22 protein-coding genes and 7 tRNA genes are annotated in these 22,543 nt (G+C 72.3%); 17 read left to right on the top strand and 12 right to left on the bottom strand.

The genetic code is table 11. The annotated features are described in order from the left end of the window. Positions 1–190: 190 nt before the first annotated feature. On the top strand, positions 191–2,341 hold the full coding sequence (locus TR49_RS36350) for an elongation factor G-like protein EF-G2 (RefSeq protein ID WP_042389980.1): 2,151 nt from the start codon (positions 191–193) through the stop codon (positions 2,339–2,341). Between the two features lie 234 nt (positions 2,342–2,575). Further along, positions 2,576–3,127, top strand: coding sequence for a histidine phosphatase family protein (locus tag TR49_RS36345; protein ID WP_042389978.1), 552 nt, complete (start codon positions 2,576–2,578; stop codon positions 3,125–3,127). Here TR49_RS36345 and TR49_RS36340 read toward each other — a convergent pair. Next, a complete protein-coding gene (locus tag TR49_RS36340; protein WP_042389976.1) occupies positions 3,100–3,507 on the bottom strand; it encodes a thiol-disulfide oxidoreductase DCC family protein in 408 nt (135 codons plus the stop codon). The two genes, TR49_RS36345 and TR49_RS36340, sit on opposite strands and share 28 nt — an antisense overlap. A 122-nt stretch (positions 3,508–3,629) precedes the next feature. On the opposite strand from TR49_RS36340, the gene TR49_RS36335 reads away from it, so the two are divergent. From TR49_RS36335 to TR49_RS36325, 3 genes are all read left to right on the top strand, one after another. Then, positions 3,630–5,264 carry an AbeC-like domain-containing protein gene (locus TR49_RS36335; RefSeq protein WP_042389975.1) on the top strand — a complete coding sequence of 545 codons (1,635 nt, stop codon included), beginning with the start codon at positions 3,630–3,632 and terminating at the stop codon, positions 5,262–5,264. Positions 5,265–5,266: 2 nt separating this feature from the next. Beyond that, positions 5,267–5,554 carry a DUF6412 domain-containing protein gene (locus tag TR49_RS36330; protein ID WP_042389973.1) on the top strand — a complete coding sequence of 96 codons (288 nt, stop codon included), beginning with the start codon at positions 5,267–5,269 and terminating at the stop codon, positions 5,552–5,554. Positions 5,555–5,630: 76 nt separating this feature from the next. After that, a complete protein-coding gene (locus TR49_RS36325; RefSeq protein ID WP_084725784.1) occupies positions 5,631–6,311 on the top strand; it encodes a YidC/Oxa1 family membrane protein insertase in 681 nt (226 codons plus the stop codon). A 17-nt stretch (positions 6,312–6,328) separates the two neighbouring features. Here the strand turns inward: TR49_RS36325 and TR49_RS36320 are convergent, their stop codons facing one another. From TR49_RS36320 to TR49_RS36305, 4 genes are all read right to left on the bottom strand, one after another. Continuing rightward, positions 6,329–6,874 carry an HIT family protein gene (locus TR49_RS36320; protein WP_042390010.1) on the bottom strand — a complete coding sequence of 182 codons (546 nt, stop codon included), beginning with the start codon at positions 6,872–6,874 and terminating at the stop codon, positions 6,329–6,331. A gap of 99 nt (positions 6,875–6,973) precedes the next feature. Continuing rightward, positions 6,974–8,950, bottom strand: a complete 1,977-nt coding sequence (thrS, locus tag TR49_RS36315) for a threonine--tRNA ligase (RefSeq protein ID WP_042389970.1) — start codon at positions 8,948–8,950, stop codon at positions 6,974–6,976. A gap of 275 nt (positions 8,951–9,225) precedes the next feature. After that, positions 9,226–10,506: a hypothetical protein gene (locus TR49_RS36310; protein ID WP_152627648.1), complete on the bottom strand. Its 1,281-nt coding sequence runs from the start codon at positions 10,504–10,506 to the stop codon at positions 9,226–9,228. 79 nt (positions 10,507–10,585) lie between these two features. Then, a complete protein-coding gene (locus TR49_RS36305) occupies positions 10,586–11,149 on the bottom strand; it encodes a DUF4365 domain-containing protein (RefSeq protein WP_042389962.1) in 564 nt (187 codons plus the stop codon). A 237-nt stretch (positions 11,150–11,386) separates the two neighbouring features. Here TR49_RS36305 and TR49_RS36300 point away from each other — a divergent pair, with 237 nt between their 5' ends. Further along, entirely contained in the window at positions 11,387–12,112 is a 726-nt protein-coding gene (locus TR49_RS36300; RefSeq protein ID WP_042389961.1) for an exonuclease domain-containing protein, read from the top strand. 46 nt (positions 12,113–12,158) lie between these two features. Here TR49_RS36300 and TR49_RS36295 read toward each other — a convergent pair. Beyond that, a tRNA-Val gene (locus TR49_RS36295) sits at positions 12,159–12,230 on the bottom strand. A gap of 106 nt (positions 12,231–12,336) precedes the next feature. Between TR49_RS36295 and TR49_RS36290 the strand changes: the two genes are divergently transcribed. Beyond that, positions 12,337–12,774, top strand: coding sequence for an isochorismatase family protein (locus TR49_RS36290; RefSeq protein ID WP_052434932.1), 438 nt, complete (start codon positions 12,337–12,339; stop codon positions 12,772–12,774). A 69-nt stretch (positions 12,775–12,843) separates the two neighbouring features. Here TR49_RS36290 and TR49_RS36285 read toward each other — a convergent pair. After that, positions 12,844–12,915: transfer RNA gene (locus TR49_RS36285), tRNA-Val, on the bottom strand. 287 nt (positions 12,916–13,202) lie between these two features. Here TR49_RS36285 and TR49_RS36280 point away from each other — a divergent pair. The 3 genes from TR49_RS36280 (at position 13,203) to TR49_RS36270 (ending at position 15,674) form a co-directional block, all read left to right on the top strand. Then, entirely contained in the window at positions 13,203–13,616 is a 414-nt protein-coding gene (locus tag TR49_RS36280) for an SsgA family sporulation/cell division regulator (protein ID WP_034091203.1), read from the top strand. 250 nt (positions 13,617–13,866) lie between these two features. Continuing rightward, complete coding sequence (locus tag TR49_RS36275; RefSeq protein WP_042389960.1) at positions 13,867–14,460, top strand: CGNR zinc finger domain-containing protein; 594 nt, start codon at positions 13,867–13,869, stop codon at positions 14,458–14,460. Next, positions 14,457–15,674, top strand: coding sequence for a low temperature requirement protein A (locus tag TR49_RS36270; protein ID WP_052434931.1), 1,218 nt, complete (start codon positions 14,457–14,459; stop codon positions 15,672–15,674). The genes TR49_RS36275 and TR49_RS36270 overlap by 4 nt, the downstream gene beginning before the upstream one ends. On the opposite strand, the gene TR49_RS36265 is transcribed toward TR49_RS36270, so the two are convergent. Next, on the bottom strand, positions 15,655–16,107 hold the full coding sequence (locus tag TR49_RS36265; RefSeq protein WP_152627647.1) for a hypothetical protein: 453 nt from the start codon (positions 16,105–16,107) through the stop codon (positions 15,655–15,657). The genes TR49_RS36270 and TR49_RS36265 overlap by 20 nt on opposite strands. Before the next feature lie 82 nt (positions 16,108–16,189). On the opposite strand from TR49_RS36265, the gene TR49_RS36260 reads away from it, so the two are divergent. Further along, positions 16,190–16,678 carry a DsbA family protein gene (locus TR49_RS36260; protein WP_042389959.1) on the top strand — a complete coding sequence of 163 codons (489 nt, stop codon included), beginning with the start codon at positions 16,190–16,192 and terminating at the stop codon, positions 16,676–16,678. A gap of 20 nt (positions 16,679–16,698) precedes the next feature. Here the strand turns inward: TR49_RS36260 and TR49_RS36255 are convergent, their stop codons facing one another. From TR49_RS36255 to TR49_RS36245, 3 genes are all read right to left on the bottom strand, one after another. Beyond that, the gene (locus TR49_RS36255; RefSeq protein ID WP_042389958.1) at positions 16,699–17,559 is read right to left on the bottom strand and encodes a GNAT family N-acetyltransferase; all 861 of its coding nucleotides are present in this window, start codon (positions 17,557–17,559) and stop codon (positions 16,699–16,701) included. 53 nt (positions 17,560–17,612) lie between these two features. After that, the gene (locus TR49_RS36250) at positions 17,613–18,434 is read right to left on the bottom strand and encodes an aminotransferase class IV (RefSeq protein WP_042389957.1); all 822 of its coding nucleotides are present in this window, start codon (positions 18,432–18,434) and stop codon (positions 17,613–17,615) included. Positions 18,435–18,728: 294 nt separating this feature from the next. Further along, complete coding sequence (locus TR49_RS36245) at positions 18,729–19,742, bottom strand: chorismate-binding protein (protein WP_042389956.1); 1,014 nt, start codon at positions 19,740–19,742, stop codon at positions 18,729–18,731. Positions 19,743–19,966: 224 nt separating this feature from the next. On the opposite strand from TR49_RS36245, the gene TR49_RS36240 reads away from it, so the two are divergent. The 5 genes from TR49_RS36240 (at position 19,967) to TR49_RS36220 (ending at position 20,445) form a co-directional block, all read left to right on the top strand. Then, positions 19,967–20,039, top strand: a tRNA-Gly gene (locus tag TR49_RS36240). Between the two features lie 32 nt (positions 20,040–20,071). Continuing rightward, positions 20,072–20,145: transfer RNA gene (locus TR49_RS36235), tRNA-Cys, on the top strand. 1 nt (position 20,146) lies between these two features. Beyond that, positions 20,147–20,218, top strand: a tRNA-Val gene (locus TR49_RS36230). Positions 20,219–20,258: 40 nt separating this feature from the next. Beyond that, positions 20,259–20,330 (top strand) — tRNA-Val (locus TR49_RS36225). Between the two features lie 40 nt (positions 20,331–20,370). Continuing rightward, a tRNA-Val gene (locus TR49_RS36220) sits at positions 20,371–20,445 on the top strand. A gap of 151 nt (positions 20,446–20,596) precedes the next feature. On the opposite strand, the gene TR49_RS43365 is transcribed toward TR49_RS36220, so the two are convergent. Then, on the bottom strand, positions 20,597–20,782 hold the full coding sequence (locus TR49_RS43365) for a hypothetical protein (RefSeq protein WP_236653691.1): 186 nt from the start codon (positions 20,780–20,782) through the stop codon (positions 20,597–20,599). Positions 20,783–21,220: 438 nt separating this feature from the next. Here TR49_RS43365 and TR49_RS36215 point away from each other — a divergent pair. Next, positions 21,221–22,543 (top strand): serine/threonine-protein kinase (locus tag TR49_RS36215; RefSeq protein WP_152627650.1); only part of this gene is annotated, 1,323 nt, incomplete at its 3' end.

The following is a 22,543-nucleotide window of genomic DNA, read 5'->3' as shown; positions in this document are numbered from 1 at the left end:
AGGTGAGCGTCATGCTATCGGGCCGACTGCACCTGACCGGCGTATGGACCTGCGGCGAACAGAGTGGGAGGCTCCAAAGTACCGCGGGTGACCTGCGTCACATCAGACGTCCCTCCAGAATCACCGACCGGTTCGACCGACGCGGCCCCGTGGCGTCTCTGCAGCGCGCGTGCGGGAGGAGATCACGATCATGGCTGACAAGGCGAACACAGCCGCAGGAGCCGCCGGCAGGGCACCGTCGGCCGACCGGCCTGAGCAGATTCGGAACGTGGTGCTGGTCGGCCACAGCGGAGCGGGGAAGACGACGATCGCCGAGACCCTCGCCCTGGCCACGGGGGCGATCAACCGGGCCGGCCGGGTGCAGGACGGCACGACCGTCTCCGACTACGACGAGATCGAGCACCGCCAGCAGCGCTCGGTCCAGCTGTCCCTGGTCCCGCTGGAACACGCGGGCTTCAAGATCAACCTGCTGGACACCCCCGGCTACGCCGACTTCACCGGCGAGCTGCGGGCCGGCCTCCGGGCCGCCGACGCCGCGCTGTTCGTGGTCCCGGCGAACGAGGAGATCGACGGCGCGACGCGCGGCCTGTGGGACGAGTGCGCGGCCGTGAACATGCCCCGTGCCCTCCTCGTCACCAAGCTGGACGCGCCCCAGGGCGACTTCGACGCCACCGTCGAGCGCTGCCGCGAGGCGTTCGCGCTCGACGCCCCCGAAACGGTCCTGCCGCTCTACCTGCCGCTGCGCGAGGGCGCCCCCGGCTCCGACGGCGTCCCCGCCGTCACCGGCCTGGTCGGCCTGCTGAGCCGGCACACCTACGACTACGCGAGCGGCAAACGCGTCGACGCCGAGGCCGGCCCCGAGCTGACCATGGAGATCGACGCCGCGCGGGAGCGGCTGATCGAGGGCGTCATCACCGAGAGCGAGGACGAGACGCTGCTGGACCGCTACCTCGGCGGCGAGTCCATCGACACCAAGACCGTCATCGACGACCTGGAGAGCGCCGTCGCCCGCGGCCACTTCCACCCCGTCATCGCGGTCCTCCCGGCGGCGGACGGCTCCAAGGAGGGCGTCGGCACCGCGGAGCTGCTGGAACTCGTCACCTCGGCGTTCCCGTCCCCGGTCGAGCACGTCACGCCCGTCAACGAGGGCGACGAGGCACTCGCCTGCGACCCGACCGGACCGCTGGCCGCGCAGGTCCTGAAGGTCACCAGCGACCCGTACGTCGGCCGGCTCACCCTGTGCCGGATCTTCTCCGGCACGCTGCGGCCCGACGGCCAGGTCCACATGACCGACGCCGACACCGACGAGCGCGTCGGCGCGCTCTCGTCCCCCTTCGGCAAGACGCTGCGGCCGGTCCCGCAGGCCGTGGCCGGCGACATCGTCTGCGTCGCCAAGCTCACCCACGGCACGACCGAGGACACCCTGAGCCTGCCCGACCACCACGTGGGCCTGGACCACTGGGCGCTCCCCGAGCCGCTGCTGCCGGTCGCCATCGCCGCCCACAGCAAGGCCGACGAGGACAAGCTCTCCCAGGGCCTGGCCCGCCTCGCGGCCGAGGACCCGACGCTGCGCCTCGAGCAGAACCCGGAGACCCGCCAGCTGGTCCTGTGGTGCCTCGGCGAGGCCCACGCGGACGTCATGCTGGAGCGCCTGCGCGGGCGGTTCGGCGTCCACATCGACACCGTCGACTACATCGTCCCCTTCCGCGAGACGATCGCCGGTCCGGCGACGGGCCGGGGCCGGCACGTGAAGCAGTCCGGCGGCCACGGGCAGTACGCCATCTGCGAGATCGAGGTGGAGCCGCTGCCGACCGGCGCGGGCTTCGAGTTCGTCGACAAGGTGGTCGGCGGCGCGGTCCCACGCCAGTTCATCCCCTCCGTCGAGAAGGGCGTCCGCGCGCAGCTGGCCCGCGGCGTGGCGGCGGGCTTCCCGCTGGTCGACGTCAAGGTCACCCTGGTCGACGGCAAGGCCCACTCCGTCGACTCCTCCGACGCCGCGTTCCAGACGGCGGGCGCGCTGGCGCTGCGCGAGGCCGCGGCGGACAACGTGCGGCTGCTGGAACCGGTGGCCGAGGTCCACGTGCTCGTCCCCGACGACTACGTGGGCGCCGTCCTCAGCGACCTCTCCAGCCGCCGGGGCCGGGTCCTCGGCACGGAACCCGTCGGCACGGGCGGCCGCACCGCGGTCCACGCGGAGGTCCCGGAACTCGAGATCGTCCGCTACGCGGTCGACCTCCGCAGCCTCAGCCACGGCGCGGGCTCCTTCACCCGCGCCTACGCCAGGCACGAGACCCTCCCGGACGCGATCTCCCACAAGGTCCTGAAGGCGACCGTGAAGTAGTGCCCGCCGACCTGTGACGGCTCCCCCGACCCCGGCCGGGGGAGCCGCCGTGCGGCGCCGACGCCGGGTTGCCCGTCCTTCAGCCGGACACGACCCGCGCAGCCGGTGTACGGCGCTGCGCCCGCGAGCAGGGTGGGCCCACCGCGTACCGACCGCGCTCCACACCGCCGGTCGCGGCGGCGGGAGTTGCACCCCGTCCGCTCCGCCCGCCCGATCGACCTTCGGAGGAGCCTGATGGCGTTGGAGATCGTCTACGAGACCCACTCCACGACCACCGACAACGAGGCGGGCATCGCCACCGGCCGACTCCCCGGCCGGCTCTCCGAGCTGGGCCGTCGTCAGGCCGCGGAACTGGGTGCGCGTCGGCGTGGTGGCGGGTTCGCGGCCGTGTTCACCTCCGACCTCCACCGCGCGGTGGAGACGGCCCGCATCGCGTTCCCCGACGGCGAGCCGCCGGTCCACCAGGACGTCCGGCTGCGGGAGTGCGACTACGGCGACCTCAACGGGGCGCCCGCCACCCTCGTCGCGGCCCAACGGACCGCGCGCATCGACGACCCCTTCCCCGGCGGCGGCCAGAGCTACCGCCAGGTCCTCGCGGCCACCGACGCCTTCCTCCGCGACCTGGCAACCGACTGGGACGGCCGCCGGATCCTGCTGATCGCCCACTCGGCCAACCGCTGGGCCCTGGACTGCCTGCTCGACGGAGCGTCACTGGAGCACGTTCTCGCCGACCCGCCCGCCTGGCGCCCCGGCTGGCACTACACGCTGCCCGCCGACCGGCCCTGACGGGGCCCGATCGCGCAGGCGGGTGTGCCGCCGGGGAGGCGATGGCGGTTCGCGGCCACCAGGCGGTAGACCGCGGCCACCGCCGTCCGCACGCCCGGGAGCAGCATCGCCCCGCCCAGGGCGTTCCAGGGGGCTCTGCGGGTGCGCAGCAGAACCTTGGCGACCGCGTCGGACCCGCCGTAAACCCGACCCGTCGGGGTGAGCCACAGGACCTCGGTCTCCGCGCGCGCCCGCAGCGCCGGGTCCAGGCCCGCGAACTGGAAGGGGACCGAGTCCCAGCCGTCCGTGCCCAGCACGCGCTCGCCGAACCGCAGCGACGAGGTGCAGAACGCGCAGTCGCCGTCGTAGACCAGGACCGGTGTCCGCGCCGAGTAGTCCATGACCACATTCTCGCAGGTCCCTCCCGCAGTCGCGTGGGGGAACCCGCTGACATGGCGTGATCCACGGAGATACGCTGGCAGGGCACGCCCGTTGACACGCGTTCAGGGGAGGAACCGCGACGATGAGCGATGGACCCTTCGGGCCCCAGGTGCTCCGTACCGACCCGTCGCCGAGTTCCGGGGCCACGACCTCCCTGTCGTCCATGGCCTACCGGGACGGCGACTTCAAGCAGTTGATCGATCTGCACCCGGAGACCAAGTCCAAGCCGGGCCGGATCAAGCTGCTCTCCCCCAACCTGGGCGAGGCCTTCTGCGAGGCGCTGATCGCCCGAGCCCTGGGGGCGAAGCGCAAGCCGATCGTGCCGTCCTACGGGCTGCAGCCGCGCATCGTGGTCGAGCACTGCCTCGAGGCGGAGGACGTGCGGCACCAGCGGGACAAGCAGCTGACGCTGGTCGCGGCGGTCTTCGGGCTGATCTTCCTACCGGGCACGCTGCTGTGGCTGCTGGTGTTCGAGATCGCCCGCCGCACGCCGGAGAAGAACCGCCAGCTCTACCAGAACCTCGGCCTGGCCGTGGTCGTGCTGATCGCCGCGCTGCTGGCCTGGCGGCCGCACGTCACCGGGTTCTGGGGGCTGTACCTGCGGGTGATGACGATCGTGCCGCTGGTCGGCTGGTACCTGGCGCGGCGGATCTGCCTCAACACGGCGCAGAAGCTGCGCGACCGGTGGAACGGGCTGTTGGAGGGCACCGCCCTCGGGCCGACCGTGCCGGGTGCGGTGCCGAAGGGGCCCGACGACCACAAGGCCGAGTACCAGCGTCAGCGCCTCGCCGAGCTGCTGGCCGAGCAGGACTCCAACATCGGCCACTATGCGGGCTCCAAGGGCATCCTCGGGATAGGCCCGCGCTGGGCCTCCTGGAGCCTGGCGGAGCAGCTGACGCCCGCCGAGGGGCACCAGGAGATCCGGCCGTTCCACAACTTCGACCTGGTCCGCAAGATCGAGGAGCACCTGCACCGGCTCGGGCGCAGCGCGGTCTCCGAGGGCGGCATCCCCGGCGTCCGGGTCGACCACTGGGTGCTGCTGCCGGTCGGCGAGGGCGCCGACGAGATCTCCCGGCCCTCGGGGCCGGACATGGACGGCCACCGGATGCGTCAGGTCTCGGTCGCCGACCTGGCCAACAAGCAGACCTTCGGCGAGGGCCCCCGCCACTACCTGGGCGCCCAGTTCGTACTGTGGAACGGGCAGTTGATCGTCACCCTGATGGCGAACGTCTCCGTCCTGCACGACACCCTGCGCATCGAGGTGACCGGCCACGCGCTCGGGCCGGTGAACCCGCTGTTCGGCAAGAAGGCGGCGCCCCCGGAGAAGACCGTGGCCAAGCGCGGCAAGTTCTGGGAGGAGGTGACGGTCAAGCTGCCGATCGTCGACAACGCGGAGGTGGTCCGCCTCGCCACCCGCGCGCCCTTCACCTGGCCCTGGAGCGCGACACTGCTCAACTGGCTCGGCGGCTCGGTCAAGCTCCCCGAGCCGTTCGGCATCCGCTCCGCCTGGGCGGGCCGTCCGTGGACCCACCGCTTCATGGCGGACGACGCGATCCGCGTGGCGACCCCGTTTCTCCGCGCCTGCCACGCGGGCGCGATGGAGCTCCTGGCCGACCACGACATCAACCTCGAACGCTTCCAGGCCCGCTCCGCGATGCTCAGCGGCGAGGTCCAGGGCATCCGCCCGTTCAAGGCCGACGTCTACGACGCGGACTGACCATGCTGACCCTGCTGCTGGCACCGACCCTGCACCTGCTGCTGCCCGGAGACGGGCCGCTGCTGGCCGTCGCCGCCCTCGCCACGCTCGCGCTGCTCGTCACCGCCGCCACCCACGGGGCCGTCCGTGGGCGGCTCGGACCGCTCACGGGCTCCGCAGCCGCCCGGCGGCCCGGGCCGTGGCGCGCCTACGCGTGGCACACCGCCTTCATACCGCAGCGCGACCCCGACGCGCGCGGCCGACGCCGCCCCCGAGCCCCGTCCGCCCCGCTCGGGGCGGTCACCGACTGACAAGACACGGTCCGTACCGCCCTTCCGCGTCCGCACACCATCGCGTCACGCGACGCCGTCGAAGGGTCCTTCCGTCATGCACGCCTACCTTGCCCTGCCCTCGCTCTCCCCGTTCGCGCTCCTCGATCCCGTGGCGAGGGAGGCCGGACAGCTCGTCGCGGCCCTCTCCCACCTGGTCCCGGCCGCGCTCGCCGTGGTCCTGTTCACGATGGGCATCCGGCTGCTGCTCCACCCGTTCGCCCGGGCCGCCGCCCGTGGGGAGAAGGCCCGCGCCCGCCTCGCGCCGCGCGTCGCCGCGCTGCGGAAGCAGCACGCTGCGAGCCCGGAGCGGATGCAGCGCGAGCTCTCCGCGCTCTACCGGGAGGAGGGCGCTTCTCCGCTGGCCGGGTGTCTGCCCATGCTGCTGCAGATCCCCGTCTTCTCGGTGATGTACCGGCTTTTCACCGGCGTCGCCGACCCGGGCGGCCAGGCGCTGCTCGCGCACACGCTCCTCGGCGTGCCCCTGGGCGCGCACCTGGCCGTCGCCGGGACGACCCTGCCCACGGCGATGGTCTTCGGCGCGCTCCTGCTCGGTCTGCTCGTTCTCGGCTACCTCAACTACCGCCGCGGGCAGCGCCTTTCACCGCAGGGCCCGCGCCTGCTGGCGCTGCTGCCGTTCGGCACGGCCGCGTTCGCGCTGCTGCTGCCGCTGGCCGGCGCGCTCTACCTGCTCACCACCACGGCCTGGACCTTCGGCGAGCGCGCCCTGCTGATGTAGCCGGACCGCTGGTGCGGCTACTCCGGCCAGGCGTCGGCGATCAGCTTGCGGGTGTCGCCGAGCATCTGCGGCAGCACCTTGACGTGGCCGACGACCGGCATGAAGTTGGTGTCGCCGCCCCACCTGGGAACCACGTGCTGGTGCAGGTGGGCGGCGATGCCGGCGCCGCCCGCGGAGCCCTGGTTGATGCCGATGTTGAAGCCGTGGGCGCCCGACGCCCTGCGCAGCGCGGTCATCGCCTGCTTGGTGAGCTCGGCGATCTCGACGGTCTCGTCCGCCGTCAACTCCGTGTAGTCGGCGACGTGGCGGTACGGGACGGCCATCAAGTGGCCGCCGTTGTACGGGTACTTGTTGAGGACCGCATAGGCGTGGACACCGCGGCGGACGATCAGGCCGTCCTCGTCCGTCATGGACGGGATCGCACAGAACGGGCAGCCGTCGTCGGGCGCCGGGCCGGTGGGCTTGGACTCGCCCTGGATGTACGCCATCCGATGCGGGGTCCACAGGCGCCCGAACCCGTCGGGGGCGCCCGCTCCGTACTGCTGCTCCGGCTCCGTCGTCATGCTGATCAGCATAGACGTGAGGGCGGTCCCGCCGGGACCGCCCTCACCTTCGCCTTACTCGACGGTCAGGTCTGGCCGCCGCCTAGACCTGCACCCGGCTCAGACCTGCACCCGGCGCTCGACCACGTCGACGAGCTTGGCCAGGGCGTCGGCGCGGGCGATGCCGTTCTCCTGGGAGCCGTCGCGGTAGCGGAAGGAGACCGTGCCGGCCGCCATGTCCTCGTCGCCGACGATGATCATGAACGGGGTCTTCAGCTTCTGGTGGTTGCGGATCTTCTTCTGCATCCGGTCGTTCGAGGCGTCCACGTCCACCCGCAGACCCTTGGCCTTCGCCTCCCGGGCGAACTCCTGCAGGTACTCGACGTGGGCGTCGCCGATCGGGATGCCGACCGCCTGGACGGGGGCCAGCCACGGCGGCATGGCGCCCGCGTAGTGCTCCAGCAGCACCGCGAAGAAGCGCTCGATCGAGCCGAACAGCGCGCGGTGGATCATGACCGGGCGCTGGCGCGAGCCGTCGGGCGCGGTGTACTCGAGGTCGAAGCGCTCCGGCAGGTTGAAGTCGACCTGGATGGTCGACATCTGCCAGGTGCGGCCGATCGCGTCCTTGGCCTGGACGGAGATCTTCGGGCCGTAGAAGGCCGCGCCGCCCGGGTCCGGGACCAGCGGCAGGCCCTGCTTCTCGGCGGCCTTGCGCAGCGTCTCGGTCGCCTCCTCCCAGACCTCGTCCGACCCGATGTACTTCTCCGGGTCCTTGGTGGAGAGCTCCAGGTAGAAGTCGTTCAGGCCGTAGTCGCGCAGCAGGTCCAGCACGAAGGTCAGCAGCGAGTCGAGCTCGTCCGCCATCTGCTCCTTGGTGCAGTAGATGTGCGCGTCGTCCTGGGTGAAGCCGCGGGCACGGGTCAGGCCGTGCACCACGCCGGACTTCTCGTACCGGTACACCGTCCCGAACTCGAAAAGGCGCAGCGGCAGCTCACGGTAGGAGCGCCCGCGGGCGTCGAAGATCAGGTTGTGCATCGGGCAGTTCATGGGCTTGAGGTAGTAGTCCACGCCCTCGTCGAGCTGCATGGGCGGGTACATGCCGTCGGCGTACCAGTCCAGGTGGCCCGACTGCTCGAACAGGGTGCCCTTGGTGGCGTGCGGGGTGTAGACGAACTCGTAGCCCGCCTGCTCGTGCCGCTTGCGCGAGTAGTCCTCCATGGCCCGGCGGATGATGCCGCCCTTGGGGTGGAAGACCGCGAGGCCGGAACCGATCTGCTCCGGGATGGAGAACAGGTCCAGCTCGGTGCCGAGCTTGCGGTGGTCGCGCTTCTCGGCCTCCTCCAGGAAGTCCAGGTACGCCTTCAGCTCGTCCTTGGACGGCCAGGCGGTGCCGTAGATGCGCTGGAGCATCGGGTTCTTCTCGCTGCCGCGCCAGTAGGCGGCGGCGTTGCGCATCAGCTTGAAGGCCGGGATCAGGCGGGTGCTCGGCAGGTGGGGACCGCGGCAGAGGTCCTTCCAGCACAGCTCGCCGGTCTTGGCGTCCAGGTTGTCGTAGATGGTCAGCTCGCCGCCGCCCACCTCGACGTTCGCGCCGTCCTCGGAGGAGGCGGAGCCCTTGAGGCCGATCAGCTCCAGCTTGTACGGCTCGCCCGCCAGCTCCTCGCGGGCGGCGTCCTCGGTCACCACGCGGCGCTGGAAGCGCTGGCCGCGCTTCTGGATCTCCTGCATCTTCTTCTCGATGACCTTGAGGTCCTCGGGAGTGAACGGCTTCTCGACGTCGAAGTCGTAGTAGAAGCCGTCCTTGATCGGCGGGCCGATGCCGAGCTTGGCCTCGGGGAAGACCTCCTGCACGGCCTGGGCCATCACGTGCGCGGTGGAGTGGCGCAGGATGTTGAGGCCGTCCTCGCTGGTGATCTCGACGGGCTCGACCTCGTCGCCGTCCTGGAGAACGTAGGTGAGGTCCTTCAGCTCGCCGCCGACCTTGGCGGCGATGACGGCGCGTTCGCCCTGGAAGAGCTCGGCGGCCGTCGTGCCCGTCGTCACCACGCGGTCTTCCCGATCGGGTTCGCGACTGATGGCCACACGGACGTCCGACACCGGACTCTCCTGACTCTCGGTTCCTCATGGAAGCGCAGCTTTCGGCACTGCGGTCACGATGGTACCCGGGATGTCGCCCTCCTCAGGGGCGCGCGACTCTGCTGGTCGGCGGCTCCGCCGCGTGGGCGCGAAGTCCCACCCCCGGGGGAGCGCCCCGTCCGCTCGGGACCTCACTGCTCCGGGTGGCTCCGCCCACGCCGGGGGCGCCTCCCGGCCGGAGGCTGGGGGAAGCCGCACGTCGGCCGCGCCTCGCGCCTCCGGGCGGCGCAACCGGCTCAGTCCGTCTCGTCCTCGGCGTCGGCGCTGCCGCCGGTCAGGCCGGCGCGGAGGCGGAGGGTCTTGGCGAGGCGTTCCCGCTCCGCCTCGTCCAGGTCGACCGGGGTTACGTCGCACGCGCCCGCGACCCGCCGGAAGCCGCCCTTGCGTTCCAGACGGCCGCGCAGGCGGATGGGGGTGCCGTCGAGGTGCGCGGCGACGGCGACGCGGTACTCGGCGTCGGAGAGCTTGGCGCGGACCTCGTCCACGTCAGCGCCGCTCAGGACGCGCAGGCGGACCGTACCCGCGCCGCCGGGCGCCGTGCGCTTGAGCCGCACCACCGCCCCGGTGAGCTCGACTTCGACCGAGGGCTCGCTGCCTTCGAGGCGCGCCGCCGCGTCCGTGAGCGCGGGCAGGTCGCCGGGCGAGAACTCGACCGCGGGACGCCGGCTGCCGAAGCCGGGCGGCGGGCCGACCTGCGCGGACCAGTGCAGGCTCACCCGCGCGCCCTCGCTGCCGCGCACCAGCAGCACGACGGAGGAGATCAGCTCCCGGCTCAGCCCGAGCCGGACGCCGTTGTCGAACGCGTCCGTGCGCCCGGTGGCGCGCTGCAGGTCGACGGCCTCGCGCAGTGCCTCCAGGGCGAGCACGAGCGTCGTCGCGGCGGGGCGGTCCGTCGGCGCCGGGGTGTACGCGGTGAGCAGGCCCGCGCCCGTGCCAGGGGCGACGACCAGGACCCGGTCGAGGAAGCGGGCGGCGTAGCGGTCCAGCCGCGCGCCGAAGTAGGCGCAGCGCGCTCGTCCGGCCTTCGCGGCGGCCGCGAGCATCGCGGTCGCCGCCTCGCGCAGCTCCGTCTCGCTCCCCCAGGACACCGCGCCGCCGACCCCCGGCACCTCGCGGCGCCAGTGGATCTCGTCGCCGGGGACCAGCAGCGCGGCGAGGATGGCGCGGGCCGAGGGCACGCCGGAGCGGGCGAGCGTGCTGAGGCTCTCCTCGATCAGGTCGACGCTGTCGTCGAAGCCGCGGTCGGCGGGGACCAGCAGGCTGGTGTCGGGTTCCTGGTCGTCCGGCGGCGCCCAGCGGCTGTAGCGGCCGCCCGCGCCGCCGCGGCGCACCCAGCCGTGGCGGGTCAGCAGGGTGGTGAGCACGTCCGGGTCGACGCGGCTCGCGTCGGGGACGGCCGGCTCGTCACCGGTCGCGTCGCTGTCCGCGAGGGGCGCGCGCGGGCCCCGCGCGCGTACGGCGGCGCGCGCCACGGGGGTCACCGCATCTGCCGTGGTGTCACGCCGCCTGGCTGTCACGCCCTCGCCTCCCGCGCCGGTGGGGTGCTGTGCCGATCGGTGGCCGCGCTGCGCGGCCGGGTGCCCTGGACCGGGTCGATCAGGGCCGCTCGCCTGCCCCCACACGCGCCATGATGGCGCACAGTGCGCGATCGTCGAAGACCTGCTGAGTCGGTATCCGGACATTCGTCCGCCGCCGCCCGGTGACGGGATGGCCGGCCAGGTTCACCCAGTAGCAGCAGTGCCGCAGTTCCAGCCGGTCGGGTTGGGCCAGCAGCCACCGGTCGACCTCCCGCGGCACCAGCATGACGACGAGGATCTTGTGGACCGCGACCCGCGGATGCGCGAGTTTGCGCAGGTGCTCGTTGTCGAGCGTGAAGCCGAACGAGGGCCCGCCCGGATTCGGCGCGATCTGGTAGGTGCACTTCAGCTGGACCTTGATGGTGACCTCGTCGTCCTCGATGTGCAGCGGACTGCCGTGGCTGAGATGCCAGTCGATCCCGTTGTCGGGGAAGGGCGAGGCAAGCGCGCAGCCCGCCGCGGCGGCCACTGCGTGCAGATAGCCGACCTGCATCGTCTCCATGCAGGAAGTGACGGCCAGTTGGCCGCGAAGCGTGCGCCCGTCGTCCGGTCGCTCGGCCGGCTCGGGCAGGGAGATTGCCATCACTGCCGCTCTCGGTCTGGGCGACGGGGAAGCCCGCCCGGTCCCGGACACCCCGTCAATTCCGGTCTTTCCACCGGCCGATGGCATGAAACGAAAAAACGCATGGCAGATCGAGGGTTGAATGCGGAAAGTGACCGGGTATCACCCGATCGTGAGCGCTTCCGCCGTCCTCGGGGGATGGCGGAGGCGCTGACCGGCGGCGGAGCAGTTCGGGGAAGGCGAGGGAGGCGGTCGGGGATGACGCTCTGGTACGAGGGCGCGCTCGCGTCCTTCGACACCGAGACGACCGGCGTGGACGTGGAACGCGACCGGATCGTGACGGCCGCGCTGGTGGTCCAGGAGCGGCCGGGAGGCCCGCTGCTGCGTCAGGACTGGGTCGTCGACCCGGGCCTGCCGATCCCGGCGCAGGCCACCGCCGTGCACGGCCTCACCGACGCCTGGGCGCGCGAGCACGGCGCGGCGCCCGGCCCGGCGGTGGAGGAGATCGCGCGGACACTGGCCGAAAACGCTCGCACGGGGCGTCCGCTGGTGGTGATGAACGCCCCGTACGACCTCACCCTGCTGGACCGCGAGCTGCGTCGGCATCGGGGCCTGACGCTTGCTCAGTACACGTCCGGCTCGCCCCTGTTGGTCGTCGACCCGTGGGTGGTCGACCGCCATGTCGACCGCTACCGCAAGGGGCGCCGGACGCTGACCGCCCTGTGCGCACACTACGAGGTGCCACTGACCGACGCGCACGACGCCGCGGCGGACGCCACCGCCGCACTGGAGTTGGCGCGGGCGATAGGCCGGCGTCACCGCGGCATGCTGGAGGGACTGAGCGCCGCCGAGCTGCACCTGCGCCAGGCGGTCTGGCACGCGGCCCAGGCGCGGGGGCTGGAGCAGTGGTTCGCCCGGAGCGGCACCCCCGCCCGGGTCGAGCCGGCCTGGCCGCTGCGCCTGCCACTGGAGCAGGCGGCCTGAACGACTGAAGGCCCCTCAGCTGAGGGGCCTTCAGGTGCTGCACGGGTGGGCGATACTGGTTTCGAACCAGTGGCCTCTTCGGTGTGAACGAAGCGCTCTCCCACTGAGCTAATCGCCCGGGCACGCAGAGAACATTAGCACTGCCAGGGCCGATGCCGAAAAACGCTTTCCCGGCGGCGGCGTTTCGCCTCGAACGAATCGAACACCAGTGCTACCGTGAAGACATGCCCACCGTGCTCGTCCTCCTCGACGCGCAGCGCGACATGCTGCTCTCCCCCTCCGTGGCCGCCGCCCTCCGGGCGCTGCTCAACCAGGCCCGCAACGAGGGCGCACCCGTGATCCACCTGCACACGGGGAGAGAGGAGCTGATGTTCGGCTCGTGGCCGGGCGAGCAGGTCGTGGAGCACACCGCCGACGACGCGTTCCTCGGCTCGGCGCTGACGGACGCGCTCCCGTCCGGCTGCCGGATCGCCCTCGCGGGCGTGTGGAGCGAGGAGGCGGTGCGCACCACCGCGCTGAGCGCGCTCAGGCGCGGCTACCGCGTGCTGCTGGTCTCCGGCGCACACGAGGGTTACGCCCCCGACGCCGCCTCCCGGGTCGAACACGAGCTGGCGACAGCCGGCGCGGTGATCGCCGGAGCGGACGCCGTGGCCTTCGACTGAGCCGACCGGGGGAACTTTCTGAACGACAAAGGCCCGCAGGTCGCTGACCTGCGGGCCTTCGCATCCGGGTGGGCGATACTGGGTTCGAACCAGTGGCCTCTTCGGTGTGAACGAAGCGCTCTCCCACTGAGCTAATCGCCCGGGTGCAGGGAAAACACTACCGCATGCCGGACCGTGCTCCGGCACGCCCGGGACCCCGCGCCCGCCGTGGCTGAAAACGACCCGCGTAACCATCCTCGGACGACCCGCCCACCCCCTCCGACCAGCCAAGTCTGTGACGCGTGTGACAACTGTGACTGCTGAGCCGGATGGGGTATCAGCAGCGCACTAATCCGGACAGACGGGTTTACACCGGGCCGGAAGGTGGGATGGTCCGTTCGCCGACGTGCGATCCCCGAGCGCACACTGAGCGAAAGGCCTTGGCGCTTATGAACACCACGGTCAGCTGCGAGCTGCACCTGCGCCTCATCGTGTCGAGCGAGTCTTCCCTCCCCGTTCCGGCGGGGCTGCGCTACGACACGGCCGACCCCTATGCCGTGCATGCCACCTTCCACACGGGCGCCGACGAGACCGTCGACTGGGTGTTCGCCCGCGACCTCCTCGCGGAGGGGCTGCACCGGCCGACCGGGACCGGCGATGTCCGGGTGTGGCCCTCACGCAGCCACGGACAGGGAGTCGTCTGCATCGCCCTGAGCTCTCCGGAAGGAGAAGCCCTGCTGGAGGCCCCGGCGCGAGCGCTGGAGTCCTTCCTCAAGCGCACCGACGCCGCCGTCCCCCCGGGGACGGAGCATCGCCACTTCGACCTGGACAGGGAGCTGAGCCACATCCTGGCCGAGAGCTGAGGGGAAGGCGCCCGTGATCCGGGCGTCCGAAGCCCACATACCGCTTTTCACAGATGCGCATGCGTGCTGACTCGGGGGCGCGCGGCGCAGCAGGGAACGCCGCTGCGATCGATCCGGTCGCGGCGGCGTCGTCTTTGCACGACCGAGCGGCGCCGACCGACTCGGCGTGGACATGAACGACAACGAGCTGCTGCATGTAGGCTCTCCGCTACCCAGTCGCGCCACGTACGGACGAGCCAGGAGCCCCGCCGTGCTGATCACCCACGACACCGAGTGCGCACTCGACGCGCTGGTGGAACTGCTGAACACCTCCCCTCAGGCCTGCGGCCACGAGGGGCTGTCCGATCTCGCCGCACTGCGCGGGTTCGTCGTCCGGCGCGAGCTGAGCGACGTCGGCCAGCTCACCCAGGCCGACCTGGACGCCGTACGCCGGCTGCGGCAGCAGTTCTGGGAGGTGCTCGACGCGACGAGCACCCGGGACGCCGCCGAGCTGCTGAACGCGATGATCGCGCGGGCCGGGACCACGCCTCGGCTGACCGACCACGACGGCCACGACTGGCACGTCCACTACTTCGCGCCCGGCGCGGCCCTCGCCGACCGGCTGGCCGCCGAGTCCGGGATCGCCCTCTCGATGGTGATCGTCGCCGGGGAGCGTGACCGGCTGCGCCACTGCGAGGCCCCCGACTGCGTGCGCGTCTTCGTGGACCTCTCCCGCAACCGCTCCCGCCGCTACTGCGACAGCCGCACCTGCGGCAACCGCCTGCACGTCGCCGCCTACCGGGCACGGCAGCGCACCTCGCCGCCCGCGGAGGCCGAGCGCGGCGGAGTCGGCGTCGGTTCGTGACGCCGGACCCTCCCTCCGCCGGAAGCCCCTCCGACTCCCCCGAGCCGTCCCCCTCCCACTTCCCCGAGCCGTCCGCCTCGGACGCCGCCGAGTCGGTGCGGTCGCTGGAACTCTTCTTCGACCTGGTCTTCGTCTTCACCATCACCCAGATCGCGGGCGTCCTGGCCGAGCACCCGGATCTCGGGGGGCTGGGCCGCTCGGCGCTGCTGCTGACGATCACCTGGTGGATGTACGGGGGCTACGCCTGGCTGACCAACGCGCTCGAACTGGACCGCACCGGCCCGAGGCTGCTCCTGCTGCTCGGCACGGCGGGCTTCTTCGTCATGTCGCTGGCCGTGCCGCGCGCGGCCGGGCCGGGGCCGTGGGGCGTGGTCTTCGGCGCGGCCTATCTGGGCGTGGTGCTGGTGCACTTCGTCGGGTTCCAGGGCACGTCCGGGCAGCGCGGCATCCTCCGGATCGGCCCCTACAACATCGCCAGCGCGCTGGTCGTGCTGGCCGCCGGATTCGTCCCCGCCGAGCACCGCGCCTGGGTGTGGCTGGCGGCCTGCCTGATGGAGTGGTTCACGCCGTTCCTGTCCGGCGTGGGCGGATTCACCGTGGGCGTCGGCCACTTCGTCGAACGGCACGGGCTGGCCGTGATCATCGTGCTGGGCGAGTCCATCACCGAGGTCGGCGCAGCCGCGAGCCGCCTCGACGACCTCACCACCGTCCTGCTCGGCTCGCTGCTCGCGCTGGCGGCGACCGCGGCGATGTGGTGGCTCTACTTCGACCGCGAGGAGGAGGACAGCGCCGCCCTGCTGGAGCGGATCCCGGTCGAACGCCGGCCGCACGCCGCGCTCTGGTCCTTCGGGTACGCCTACCTCGTCCTGGTCTTCGGGATCGCGGTCGCGGCGGTCGGCATGCAGAAGGCGCTCGACTCGTTCACCCGGCCCCTGCACGGGCTCCCGGCCGTGCTGCTGCCGCTGGGCGTCGCGCTGTTCCTCGTCGGCATGACCTGCTTCCACCGCGCGCTGGCCGACGACTGGCCGCTGCGCCGCCTCACCGCAGCGGTCCTGATCCTCGCCGCCGGCGTCCCCGCGCTGCGGTGGTCCGGCGGCGGCACGGCGCTGGCCGTGACGACGGCGCTGCTCACCGGTCTGGTCCGGTGGGAGCAACTGGCCAGGGTGAGGCCGAGCCCCGGCTCCGCCGCCCCGTTCAGATCCCCCGACGCTTGAGGATCTCCTCGACGTCCGAGAAGTCCCCGAGGTCGGCGGTCGGCGCGTCCTGCTTCGCAGGCAGTGCGGCCCCGGCCGGACGTCCGGGCGGAGCGGTGGGCTTCCCACCGCGCGCGGGCACCTGGCCCTGCTCCTTGCCGCCCCCGCGTCCGCGCCCGAACCGAAAGCCCGTCGCCAGCAGGAGCAGCACCGTGCCGCCGAGCATGGCGACGCCGACCCAGACCTTCGGGTCGAAGACCAGGTGGGTCGCCCAGTGCGCGAGGGTCGTCCCGATGGTGTGGAACACCGGGATCAGGCCCGTCAGATACAGGCCGGTCGGCACCAGCGCCACCGCCAGCCAGCGCAACGCGGCCCGCTTCCGGCCGCGCGCGGCGGTCAGCGCCGCGATCACGACGCCGAGGGCCGAGAGTGCCATGCAGATGATCGCTGTCATGATCGTGCTCTCCTCGCTGCGGCTACGCTGCCACTCCATCCTGCCCGCTGCGTTCCCTTCCCAGAATGGGAGACTTGCGAGCATGACCGAAAGTTCCACGCCCAGGACCGTCGAGTTCTGGTGCGACCTCCAGTGCCCCGACTGCGCGACCGCCCTCGACGACGTCCGTGCGCTGCGCGCCGCGCACGGTGACGGCGTCGACGTCGTGCTGCGGCACTTCCCCCTGGAGAAGCACAAGTTCGCCTTCCCGGCGGCGGAGGCCGCGGAGGAGGCCTTCGCGCAGGGCCGCGGCTGGCCCTTCGTGGAGGCGCTGCTCGGCCGCGTGGACGAGCTCGAGCGGGGCGGCACGGGCTTCCTGGTCACGCTGGCGAACGAGATCGGCCTGGACGGCGAGGAGCTGGACACCGCGCTGATCGACGGCCGCCACAGCTTCACCGTCGAGGCCGACCACGCCGAGGCCAAGGCGATCGGCGTCAAGGGCACGCCGACCTACGTCATCGCGGGCAGGCTGCTCGACGGCTCGAAGAGCCACGAGGGGCTGCGGGAGCGGATCGACTCCCTGCTGGGATGACCCAACCGTCGGGTCGCGGCTCAGAGCTGCTTGGCCACCGCCCACCGGAAGGTGCGGTAGCCGAGGGACTCGTAGAGGCGCTCCGCCGGCACGTTGCCCGCGTGGACGTTCAACGCGAGCTCCCGCAGGCCCGCGGCGAGCGTCACCCGCTCGGCCTGCAGCATGAGCGCGCGACCGTAGCCGTGGCCGCGGAACGCCTCGCGCACCTTGACGTTGAAGACCCACGCCGCCCGCGGCTCGGTGGTGGAGTCCGTGATGGTGTGCGTGGTCAGGGTGGAGACCCAGATCGTGCCGACCACCTCGTCCCCGGCCAGCAGGTTGTCGACCGAGACGCCCGGGGAGCCGAGCCCCTGCGGGAACAACTGAGCGTGGTCCGCAGCCGACTTGGCGGCGGCCTGCTCGGCGCTGTGCCCGGTGTGCCGCGCCAGCATCTCGGCGTAGCTCGCCTGCTGCGCGTCGTGCCACACCATGAACTCCGCGGCGGTCAGCGGCCGGACGGCGAGGCCGTCCGGCAGTTCCGGCGGCGTCGACGGGAGGGCCTTGACCATGTTGCGCGCGATGAGCGCGTAGCCGAGGCTCCGCGTCCAGCGCAGCACCCGCTCGGTCTGCGGGGCGCCCTCGCCGGTCACCGAGCCCTCCACCCGGGTGCACCCCCAGGAGCGCAGGATCTCCTCGGCGGCGAGGACCGCCGTGGTGCCGCGCCCGCGTCCGCGGTCCCGCTCCTCGATCACGAGCCCGCAGATCCGTCCGCTCCCCTCGGGCGAGGCCTGCAGCCGGACGCCGCCGACCCTGCGGCCGTTGACGCAGACCGCGTATCCGCGCTCCGTGGTGCCGTGCTCGTCGACGCGTTCGGGCCCGGTCGGCCGCAGGGTGGTGGTCAAGCAGGGCTCCTCACGGTCAGGGCTTCGCAGGGGACGCTCGGAGAGGGACTCGGTCAGGGCTCGACGTCGGCGGCCATCCGCTCGGCGAAGACGGACATCGCCTTGGCCGTGACGGGGCCCGGCGCTCCGGGCAGTTCGCGCTGGTCGATCCTGGCGACGGCCTGGACGTCGCGCAACGTGCCGGTCAGGAACACCTCCTCGGCCTCGTCCAGCGCCGAGTAGGGCAGGTCGGCCTCCTCCGCGTCGGTCCACTCCAGCACGAGCGCGCGGGTGATGCCCGCGAGGCAGCCGGAGGCCAGCGGCGGAGTCAGCAGTCGGCCGCCGAGGACGACGAAGACGTTGGAACCGGTGCCCTCGCAGAGCATGCCCGCGGTGTTGGCGAGCAGCGCCTCGCTCGCGCCACGCTCGTGCGCACGGGCGAGCGCGACGACGTTCTCCGCGTAGGAGGTGGTCTTCAGACCGGCCGTCGCGCCGTGCTCGTTGCGGGTCCACGGGACGGTGACGACAGCGGCGGTGTCCGGGCGGCGCGGCGTCTCGCCGACGGCGACGATCAGCGTGGCCGCGGCGTCGCCCCGGTCCGAGCCGAGCGGCGCGACACCGCCGGTGTAGGTGATGCGCAGGCGGCCCAACTCGACCGGGTTGGCCTCCAGCACGGCCGCGCACGCCCGCGCGACCTCGTCCCGGTCCGGCGCGGGCAGGCCGAGGCCGCGCGCGGAACGCTCCAGCCGGTCGAGGTGCCGCCCCAGCGCGAAGGCCCGTCCGCCGAGGGCCTTGACCGTCTCGAAGACCCCGTCGCCGACGGTCATCCCGTGGTCGAGCACGGAGACGGTCGCCTCACCGGCGTCCGCCAGGGCTCCGTTGACCCAGATCCGCACGGTCGCTCTCCTCGCTGTGAGCCGGGCACCTCGCTGCACCTGATCTTAGTGGGCCAGGTGCAACCACCTCAGGCGCGCGGGGAACTGCGCGAGAAACCACCCTGCGCGGATGGCCCTGCGCGTTCGGGCCACGACCTCCGTGGGGTGGGGCACCTCCCGGCCGAAGGCTGGGGTGGGGGCACCTCCCGGCCGAAGGCTGGGGTGGGGGCACCTCCCGGCCGAAGGCTGGGGGAATGTCGGGCCCACGCGGCGGAGGCGCAGATCGGTACAGCCCCGCGCCCCCGGACAGTGCGACTACTCGGCGGACGCCACCTTCAGCAGGCGGGAGGCCTTGAGTTCGGTCTCGTCCCACTCGCGGTCCGGGTCGGAGCCCCAGGTGATGCCGGCGCCCGTGCCGAAGCGGACCGTCGCGGCGGTCCCGTCCCGTTCGACCCAGAACGTGCGGATGCCCACGGCCAGTTCGCCGACGCCGCGGTCCGCGTCGACCCAGCCGACCGCACCGCAGTAGGGGCCGCGTGGCACGTTCTCCAGGGCGTCGATGATCCGCAACGCGCTGCTCTTGGGGGCGCCGGTGACCGAGCCGGGCGGGAAGGTCGCGTCGAAGAGGGCCGGCCAGCCGGCGTCCGCGCGGAGCTCGCCCCGCACGGTCGAGACGAGGTGGACCAGGCCGGGGTGCTTCTCCACCGCGCACAGGTCAGGAACGGTCACGGTGCCCGTCGCGCAGACGCGCGACAGATCGTTGCGGACGAGATCGACGATCATGACGTTCTCGGCGAAGTCCTTCTCCAGCAGATCGGCCTCGGTCCGGCCGGTGCCCTTGATCGGGCCGGAGAGGACCACCTCGCCCTCGCGGCGCAGGAAGAGCTCGGGGGAGGCGGTGGCCACCTCGACGCCGTGGTCGGGGAGGCGGACCGTGCCCGCGTAGGGAGCGGGGTTGCCGTGGGCCAGACGGGACGTCAGCGCGTCCACGTCCGCGCGGGCGGGGTCCGGCAGCGGTGCGTGCAGCACGCGGCAGAGGTTCGCCTGGTAGACCTCGCCTGCGGCGATGTGCTCCCGGATGCGGCGGACGCCGGCGGTGTAGGCGTCGCGGTCGAGCGACGTGCGCCACGCGGATCGGTCGGGGCCCAGCCAACCGGCGGGGTCGGTCCGCGGAAACGATTCCTCGGCCTGCACGTCCGCGAACCGTGCACAGGTGATCCGGCCTTCGAAATCCGCGACCACCGCCCAGAAACCGGTGCCGTCCAGAACCGCCGGATCATGACTGACCTCCCGCAGACCGGTCGCGACCCGGCCCGCGAAGCGGGCCATGGCATCGGTGGAGGGGGCTTGCTGGGTCACGGTCGTTCCGACTCCTGTGCGATTGCGGCGGTGGCGGAAGTCTAGGTCTCCGCAGGCTGGAGCGCTCCTGGCCAGGGGCACTGCTCCGGCATGCAGGGGATACGGAATTTGAGCTGGGCCCGGAATCCGCTAGAGTTCAACACGTCGCCGGGACGCGGACCGCAGGAAAATGCGGGAAGCCGAACGGAGATCACGCGGACGTGGCTCAGTTGGTAGAGCATCACCTTGCCAAGGTGAGGGTCGCGGGTTCGAATCCCGTCGTCCGCTCTGAGTGGGGGGTCTTCATCGGCCCCCTCCTCGGTGGAGTGGCCGAGAGGCGAGGCAACGGCCTGCAAAGCCGTGTACACGGGTTCAAATCCCGTCTCCACCTCCATGCGCGATTAGCTCAGCGGGAGAGCGCTTCCCTGACACGGAAGAGGTCACTGGTTCAATCCCAGTATCGCGCACTGACCCCTCACGGGGTTGTGCATGACAGCAGTACCACCCGCGCGATTAGCTCAGCGGGAGAGCGCTTCCCTGACACGGAAGAGGTCACTGGTTCAATCCCAGTATCGCGCACTGACCCTTCACCGGGTTGTGCATGACAGCAGTACCACCCGCGCGATTAGCTCAGCGGGAGAGCGCTTCCCTGACACGGAAGAGGTCACTGGTTCAATCCCAGTATCGCGCACCAGAGCACGGCGTAAGGGCCCCGACGGAACGATCCGTCGGGGCCCTTACGCATCCCCCGGGCCAAGCAGACTGAGTGCGGGAGGCGGGCCCGGTCAGCCCTCACCGACAGACCGGACTCGCCACCCGCAGTTCTCGGGGTGCAGCGGAGCGCCTCAGTGGCTCATCATCTGCACCATGGTGTTCGCCTGGAGGGCGAACTGGTGCCAACCCCCGAAGGCGTAAGCGAGCAGCGCGGCGACGGGCAGGGCGATGACGAGCGCCACCAGGGGGTTCCTGGTGCCGTCACCTGTCGGCCGACGCCGACGCGGCGGTCGGCTCCCGGTCTGCTGCATGGCCATCGCTGACTCCCCCATCCACCTGTTCGTCGTCGTTCGTCGTCTGCCGCTGTTGGTCGCGGCCGTTCGTTCTGGCGCGGTGGGCGAAGGATCCTCGGGGGACGAGCGTCCTGCCCACCGCGCAACAACAACGTTAGGCCGCCCTTTCTTCCCGGTCGTCATGCCAGCGCAGGGTCCTGTGGGCCGCCACAGGGAGGAGCCTCCGACCTGAGGAGTACTACCGAAGGTGGAGGGCGCCCCGGGGCCCGTCTCAGGGTTGTCCCTGAGGGCCCCGCGCGAGCGCCCGGAGCCGCCCTCCGCGCCCTCCACTGCGTTGCGTATCAGCACACCGGCTCGCACAGTCCGTAAGCTGTGGTCCTGGCAATCAGCAATCCGTGCTCGGCCATGCCCAGCACACCCCCGGCGACGGGGACCTGACGGTGGGACGGCGATGTGACGAAGATGCGGCTCCGGCGCGAGGACCCGCGACTCGTCGGCCCCTACCGCCTGCACCGCCGGCTCGGCGCGGGTGGCATGGGGGTCGTCTACCTGGGGTCGGACCGCAAGGGACAGAAGGTCGCGCTCAAGCTGATCCGCGCCGAACTGGCCGGGGACGCGGAGTTCCGCACCCGGTTCGCCCGCGAGGTCGCCGCGGCCGCGCGGATCCGGGGCGGCTGCATCGCGCGGCTGGTCTCCTCCGACATCGACGCCGAACGCCCTTGGCTCGCCACGGTCTACGTCCCCGGCCCCTCGCTCTACAAGCAGGTGGGCGACGAGGGCCCGCTGCCGTGGGCCGAGGTCGCGGCGATCGGCTCGGCGCTGGCCGACGGCCTGGAGCAGGTGCACGAGGCCGGCGTGGTGCACCGCGACCTCAAGCCGTCGAACATCCTGCTCTCCCCCAAGGGCCCGCGGATCATCGACTTCGGCATCGCCTGGTCCAGCGGCGCGAGCACGCTGACGCACGTCGGCACGGCCGTCGGCTCCCCCGGCTTCCTCGCGCCCGAGCAGGTGCGCGGCGTGGGGGTGACGGGTGCGACGGACGTCTTCGCGCTCGGCAGCACCCTCGCCTACGCGGCGACCGGGGACACACCCTTCGGCTCGGGCAGCTCCGAGGTGATGCTGTATCGGGTCGTGCACGAGGAACCGGATCTGACGGGCGTTCCGGCGGCGCTGGCCCCGCTGATCCGCGCCTGCCTGGCCAAGGACCCGGCCGACCGCCCGACGCCGGTGCAGATCCACGACCGGCTGCGCGAGCTCGCGGCGCGCGGCGCGGCGATCGGCCGCAGCATCGCGCCGCAGACGCACGGGGGGCAGGGACACGCGCAGGCGCACGGACAGGTCGGTGCCGCCGAGCGCGCGGACCGGCCTGCGGACGCGCACGCGGTCGGCAGTCCCGCCGGGCCGGCCGAGGCGCGCGGCGAGCGGTACGGCGAGGGTCACCTGCCCGGCCCCGCTTCGGGTCCGGGCGCCGGTCACGGCACCGGGGGGCATGGCACCGGTTCCGGTGTGGGCGTCGGCCTCGGCGAGAGACAGTCCCCCGCGCGCGGCGCGGCCGCGGCCGGGGCGCGCCCGCAGGCGGGCGTCCCCCGTGGTGGTGCGAGCACGGCCGGGCGTTCGGGTGCCCGGCCGAGCGGGGCGCTCGGCGCGTCCGGCGTCGGCGCGGTCCGTCCGGGGGCCCCGCGGCGTCCGCTGCCGCCGACCGTGCGGGAGCCGGTGGAGCACTCCGCTCCCGCGCGTCGCCCGGGCGAGACCCCGCGTGGCGCGACGCCCTGTCCCGGCGGGCGC

Origin of the sequence: Streptacidiphilus melanogenes (assembly GCF_000787835.1) — a bacterium.
Lineage (GTDB): Bacteria > Actinomycetota > Actinomycetes > Streptomycetales > Streptomycetaceae > Streptacidiphilus > Streptacidiphilus melanogenes.
The sequence above is the reverse complement of the archived record's forward strand: the minus strand, read 5'-3'. Positions and strand labels throughout refer to the sequence as shown.

Coding starts and splice junctions, on each gene's coding strand:
- TR49_RS36350 (WP_042389980.1), top strand. CDS start 191: ATGGCTGACAAGGCGAACACAGCCGCAGGAGCCGCCGGCAGGGCACCG.
- TR49_RS36345 (WP_042389978.1), top strand. CDS start 2,576: ATGGCGTTGGAGATCGTCTACGAGACCCACTCCACGACCACCGACAAC.
- TR49_RS36340 (WP_042389976.1), bottom strand. CDS start 3,507: ATGGACTACTCGGCGCGGACACCGGTCCTGGTCTACGACGGCGACTGC.
- TR49_RS36335 (WP_042389975.1), top strand. CDS start 3,630: ATGAGCGATGGACCCTTCGGGCCCCAGGTGCTCCGTACCGACCCGTCG.
- TR49_RS36330 (WP_042389973.1), top strand. CDS start 5,267: ATGCTGACCCTGCTGCTGGCACCGACCCTGCACCTGCTGCTGCCCGGA.
- TR49_RS36325 (WP_084725784.1), top strand. CDS start 5,631: ATGCACGCCTACCTTGCCCTGCCCTCGCTCTCCCCGTTCGCGCTCCTC.
- TR49_RS36320 (WP_042390010.1), bottom strand. CDS start 6,874: ATGACGACGGAGCCGGAGCAGCAGTACGGAGCGGGCGCCCCCGACGGG.
- TR49_RS36305 (WP_042389962.1), bottom strand. CDS start 11,149: ATGGCAATCTCCCTGCCCGAGCCGGCCGAGCGACCGGACGACGGGCGC.
- TR49_RS36300 (WP_042389961.1), top strand. CDS start 11,387: ATGACGCTCTGGTACGAGGGCGCGCTCGCGTCCTTCGACACCGAGACG.
- TR49_RS36290 (WP_052434932.1), top strand. CDS start 12,337: ATGCCCACCGTGCTCGTCCTCCTCGACGCGCAGCGCGACATGCTGCTC.
- TR49_RS36280 (WP_034091203.1), top strand. CDS start 13,203: ATGAACACCACGGTCAGCTGCGAGCTGCACCTGCGCCTCATCGTGTCG.
- TR49_RS36265 (WP_152627647.1), bottom strand. CDS start 16,107: ATGACAGCGATCATCTGCATGGCACTCTCGGCCCTCGGCGTCGTGATC.
- TR49_RS36260 (WP_042389959.1), top strand. CDS start 16,190: ATGACCGAAAGTTCCACGCCCAGGACCGTCGAGTTCTGGTGCGACCTC.
- TR49_RS36245 (WP_042389956.1), bottom strand. CDS start 19,742: ATGGCCCGCTTCGCGGGCCGGGTCGCGACCGGTCTGCGGGAGGTCAGT.
- TR49_RS43365 (WP_236653691.1), bottom strand. CDS start 20,782: ATGGCCATGCAGCAGACCGGGAGCCGACCGCCGCGTCGGCGTCGGCCG.